Source organism: Mesobacillus sp. (assembly GCF_049588175.1).
Classification (GTDB): Bacteria; Bacillota; Bacilli; order Bacillales; family Cytobacillaceae; genus Mesobacillus.
Map to the genome: position 1 here is coordinate 1 of NZ_JBAVFI010000478.1, position 5,031 is coordinate 5,031.

Consider the following 5,031-nt stretch of genomic DNA (forward strand, 5'->3'; position numbering starts at 1 on the left):
GTTGGGACCTTCAATTCCATGATGAATTGTGAATTTTTCCTGGTCAACCATAGTAAATACGGTATCCAAATGCATATATGCTCTTAATTTAGGAATTTCAACAGCAACAACCTTCCTGATTGTCCCATCTCTCGAGAATATTCGTTTTGCCAGCTTCTCAATGGCCTGTGCAGATGTACGCGCACTTACACCTATTGCGATGACTTCAGGACTGAGCACAAGCTCATCTCCGCCTTCAATTGGGTAATACTCATCGCGATCATACCAATGAGGAATATCATGACCAGAAAATCGCGGATGGTGGTTTATGATAAAATCCATGAATAAGGATTCTCTTTTTCTTGCTCCTTCACACATTTTATTCAGTGAAATACCGTCACCGATCACCGCAGCAGGGTCACGAGTGAAATATAGGTTTGGCATCGGATCGAGAAAGAACGGATAATAGTCTTCCAGAAGCTCATGTAAATGAACTTTTTTTTCATTTTGAATTTCAGATTTTAACACTCCAGACATTACTTTGCGGATCATTTCCTCTGTGGTAAACGAATGAAGATATTCTTCAACTGTTTTCCTTGAGCCATTTAAATTTCTTTTGCTCTCATCCAACAGCTGATCAATAAACTCATGACACAAATCTTCTGAGCTTAATGCTTCTGCCATAAGTTTTTCTAAATAAAGAACTTCTACACCACGGTTCCTTAGCACATCGGCAAAATAGTCATGCTCTCTCTGGACTGCAGGTAAATAAGGGATATCATCGAAGAGGAGCCTTTCAAGATACTTCGGCGTCAAGTTTTCGACTTCTTTCCCTGGCCTGTGAAGAACTACGGTTTTTAACTCTCCGATTTCAGAAGTGACATGCAAAGGGTACTTCATATTATTAGCCTCCAATTTTCGGTATCTATTCTCTATGAAAGAAGGAGGGAGTGATCATTATGTAAATCAAAACCGAGATAATCCACTTCCCCCGCCAAACTGCTTGGTTGCAGACTGGCTCCTTTTTCTATACCCTAATCACTTCTATTAAACCTGAAATAGTAAAATTAATGATGATTTTTGCGATATCTTGCGCAAAGCGGGGAAACTAAAATGAATGATTTCAAAACCATGCAAAAAAGGAAGCGTTTTCTGTCCTTCATAGATGTACAATCTATCTAAATGTGTTAAAGTATATCTTGTGAACACCATAGGTATCATGGGAACAGGAATCTCGACAATGTCCTCCCCAAAAAGACAGTTGTATCCAATATAATGACATGCCTAATTTGACGGCAGAAAGGGGATTTACGATGTCTAGCAAAGGTCTTGAACAATTTTTAAATGAAAACTTAGAGGATTTAAAAGGGAAGGGTTTATACAATGTGATCGACCCTCTTGAAAGCCCAAATGGACCAGTAATCACAATCAATGGAAGAGAATTGATTAACCTCTCTTCAAATAATTACCTGGGACTTGCTACAGATGAAAGACTAAAAAAAGCAGCTGCAGAAGCGATCAGCAAATATGGGGTTGGAGCAGGTGCGGTAAGGACAATTAATGGCACACTAAAGATTCACATCGAGCTAGAAGAAAAGCTGGCTAAATTCAAGAAAACAGAAGCAGCCATTGCTTATCAATCTGGATTCATGTGCAATATGGCGGCAATCTCGGCGGTAATGGATAAAAATGATGCAATCTTATCAGATGAACTGAACCATGCTTCAATCATTGATGGCTGCCGTTTATCTAGAGCGAAAATAATTCGCTTCAATCATTCAGATATGGATGACTTGCGCGCTAAGGCAAAGGAAGCAACGGAATCAGGACTTTACAACAAAGTCATGGTCATTACAGACGGGGTTTTCTCCATGGATGGCGATATTGCAAAGTTGCCTGAAATCGTTCAGATTGCTGAAGAATTCGATTTGATTACATACGTGGACGATGCTCATGGTTCAGGTGTCCTAGGTGATGGCGCAGGAACTGTGAAGCATTTTGGCCTTTCTGATAAAGTCGATTTCCAGATTGGAACATTATCCAAGGCAATTGGCGTAGTCGGCGGCTATGTTGCCGGGAAGCAAAACCTGATTGACTGGCTTAAAGTAAGAAGCCGGCCGTTCTTATTTTCAACCTCACTGACGCCAGCCGATGTGGCTGCCAGCATAAAAGCTGTTGAAATTTTAATGGACAGTACAGAATTAAATGAACGTCTATGGGAAAATGCAAACTACCTGAAGGATGGCCTGAAAAAACTTGGATTTGATATTGGGTATTCTGAAACGCCGATTACTCCATGCATTATTGGGGATGAAGTCAAAACCCAGGAATTCAGCAAACGCCTAAACGATGAAGGTGTGTACGCGAAATCAATCGTATTCCCAACTGTGCCAAGTGGGACTGGCCGGGTAAGAAATATGCCTTCTGCTGCTCATACGAAAGAGATGCTAGACCAAGCAATCTCAACTTATGAAAAGGTCGGCAAGGAACTAGGAATTATTTAATAGCAAACACAGGGCGGCCGGTTATATAAATTGCCGGCAGTCCTTTTTACAGCAACAACCAGGAGGAGTACATAGAATGAAGAAAATATTAATTACCGGTGCACTTGGCCAGATTGGTTCTGAATTGACTGGCAAGCTGCGCGGCATATATGGCCAAGACAATGTAATCGCCACTGACATCAGGAAGACAGATTCTGAAGCTTCAGCCAATGGACCATTTGAAATCCTTGACGTTATGGACGCCAAATCAATGGGCGAAATCGCTAGTAAATATCAAGTCGATACAATCATGCACATGGCTGCACTATTATCCGCGACAGCAGAAGCGAAGCCCCAATTTGCCTGGAACCTGAATATGGGTGGGCTAATGAACGCACTTGAAACAGCAAGGGAGCTGAACTGCCAGTTCTTCACCCCGAGCTCTATTGGCGCATTTGGACCAACTACTCCTAAGGACAATACACCTCAGGATACGATCCAGCGTCCAACGACGATGTATGGAGTCAATAAGGTTGCTGGTGAATTACTTGCAGATTATTACTTCCAGCGTTTTGGTGTGGATACTAGGGGAGTAAGATTCCCTGGCTTGATCTCTTACGTGGCACCTCCAGGGGGCGGCACAACTGATTATGCTGTCGAAATTTACTATGAGGCGATCAAGAACGGAAAATATACTTCATATATCGATAAGGGAACTTATATGGATATGATGTACATGCCTGACGCGCTTGATGCGATTGTCGATTTAATGGAAGCGGACCAAGCAAAACTGATTCACCGCAATGCATTTAACGTTACTGCGATGAGTTTTGAACCTGAGGAACTTGCTGCTGAAATTAAAAAGCATATTCCAGCTTTTGAACTTACCTATAATGTCGACCCTGTTAGACAGGCAATCGCTGACAGCTGGCCGAACTCAATAGACGCTACTGCTGCAGCCGCTGAGTGGGGTTTTAAAGCGAAATACGATTTATCAAGCATGACTGCAGATATGTTAGAGAAATTACGATATAAACTTTAATAGTAAATGTAAAAAGGTGAAATCTAATGATTTCACCTTTTTACATAGATTAATTTGTCTTTCTTTTCGATAACCTTCCCGATTATCGCAGCATGATTTAAACCCTGTTCCTTCAAAGCGTCCACATATTGCTCTGCTTCTTCTTCAGGCAGAGAAACTAACAGGCCACCAGAAGTGATGGCGTCACAAAGAACGAGTTGTTCTTCTGAAGAAATTTCATCATAGACTACATCATCCTTAAGCCATGTGTGGTTTGATTTCGACCCTCCAGGAACTACTCCTTTTGCAGCAAGTTCATATGTACCTGTCAAAACAGGAACCTGCGACAAAGTAATTTCGAAGCTTACATCGCTGCCGCGGGCGATCTCACTGCCATGACCAAGAAGGCCAAAGCCTGTGACATCAGTAACTGCATGAGGGTTGAAGCTTTGCAATGCATCAGCTGCAGATTTATTAAGAAGTGCCATTGTTTCTGTAACTTCCTGCTCTTGTTCAGCTGTTACAACACTGCGCTTAATGCCAGTCGTCATGATACCAACTCCGATAGGCTTTGAAAGGACTAAAACATCACCGGGAATAGCACCAACATTTTTCCAGATTTTATCTGGATGGGCAAGACCTGTGACAGACAATCCGAACTTCGGCTCCTGGTCATCTATCGAGTGGCCGCCAACTGTTACAGCACCAGCTTCTTTTACTTTATCGCTTGCTCCCCGGAGAATCTCCGCAAGCAGATCCGGTCCTAATTTTTTCACAGGATACCCCACGATATTCAACACCGTTTTAGGTTCTCCTCCCATGGCATATACATCACTAAGGGCATTGGCAGCTGCAATCTGGCCAAACATATATGGGTCGTCCACAATCGGAGTAAAATAATCGATCGTTTGGATCAGGGCAATGGTTTCAGTCAATTTATATACTCCCGCATCATCGGATGTTTCATGACCGACTAGCAGTTCAGGAACGGGTTCCTGTTTTGGTAAAAGACGCAAAACTTGCGTCAGGTCCTCTGGACTGATTTTGCATCCTCAGCCAGCTTTTGTCGACAAGGAAGTCAGACGGATCTTTTCATGTTCGCTCAATATTATCACCTCAAAAAAAGTATACTCTTTCTTATTTTGAAAATCATCCTTAAGCCACTATTATTTGCATCAGTATAGACTTTACACTAAAATGACAGTAAATACTTATATAGAAGCTAACAGGGGGATTTACTGTGGAAAAATTTCAGGTTATCGTCGAATTTTGCATGCTTTGAAATTACGCACCAAAAGCCGCGAGTTTCGCGGAAGAGTTATTTACCCATTTCCGAAGCCAGATCGAAAAAATGGAACTTGTTCCAGCCTCAAAGGGCGCTTTTGAAGTGACCATAAACGGTCAGTTATTGTATTCCAAACTGGATACAGGTGTCTTTCCCGATTCAGATGAAATCATAAAACAAATGGAAGCCCTAAACTAGAGCCTGGCAATATGCCAGGCTTTTCCCAACCCCTTTACCGCGTTAAACCGCCGGGGGTCAGACCC

The 5,031-nt window shown here is 42.2% G+C and carries 4 protein-coding genes and 1 pseudogene; 3 read left to right on the forward strand and 2 right to left on the reverse strand.

Going from position 1 to position 5,031, the window contains the following annotated elements; genetic code table 11:
• Positions 1-879 (reverse strand): arginine deiminase family protein (locus tag WB217_RS11675; RefSeq protein WP_423993399.1); only part of this gene is annotated, 879 nt, incomplete at its 3' end.
• 413 nt (positions 880-1,292) lie between these two features.
• On the opposite strand from WB217_RS11675, the gene WB217_RS11680 reads away from it, so the two are divergent.
• Both WB217_RS11680 and WB217_RS11685 read left to right on the forward strand, forming a co-directional pair.
• Positions 1,293-2,483 carry a glycine C-acetyltransferase gene (locus WB217_RS11680; protein ID WP_423993400.1) on the forward strand — a complete coding sequence of 397 codons (1,191 nt, stop codon included), beginning with the start codon at positions 1,293-1,295 and terminating at the stop codon, positions 2,481-2,483.
• A gap of 76 nt (positions 2,484-2,559) precedes the next feature.
• Entirely contained in the window at positions 2,560-3,504 is a 945-nt protein-coding gene (locus WB217_RS11685) for an L-threonine 3-dehydrogenase (RefSeq protein ID WP_423993401.1), read from the forward strand.
• Positions 3,505-3,536: 32 nt separating this feature from the next.
• On the opposite strand, the gene selD is transcribed toward WB217_RS11685, so the two are convergent.
• The gene (gene selD / locus WB217_RS11690; protein ID WP_423993402.1) at positions 3,537-4,589 is read right to left on the reverse strand and encodes a selenide, water dikinase SelD; all 1,053 of its coding nucleotides are present in this window, start codon (positions 4,587-4,589) and stop codon (positions 3,537-3,539) included.
• Positions 4,590-4,777: 188 nt separating this feature from the next.
• On the opposite strand from selD, the pseudogene WB217_RS11695 reads away from it, so the two are divergent.
• Positions 4,778-4,966, forward strand: a pseudogene (locus WB217_RS11695) (Rdx family protein); the annotation flags it as partial.
• Between the last annotated feature and the right edge of the window lie 65 nt (positions 4,967-5,031).

Bases quoted from the DNA above. Each gene is read 5' to 3' on its own strand.
- WB217_RS11680 (WP_423993400.1), top strand. From the start codon at position 1,293: ATGTCTAGCAAAGGTCTTGAACAATTTTTAAATGAAAACTTAGAGGAT.
- WB217_RS11685 (WP_423993401.1), top strand. From the start codon at position 2,560: ATGAAGAAAATATTAATTACCGGTGCACTTGGCCAGATTGGTTCTGAA.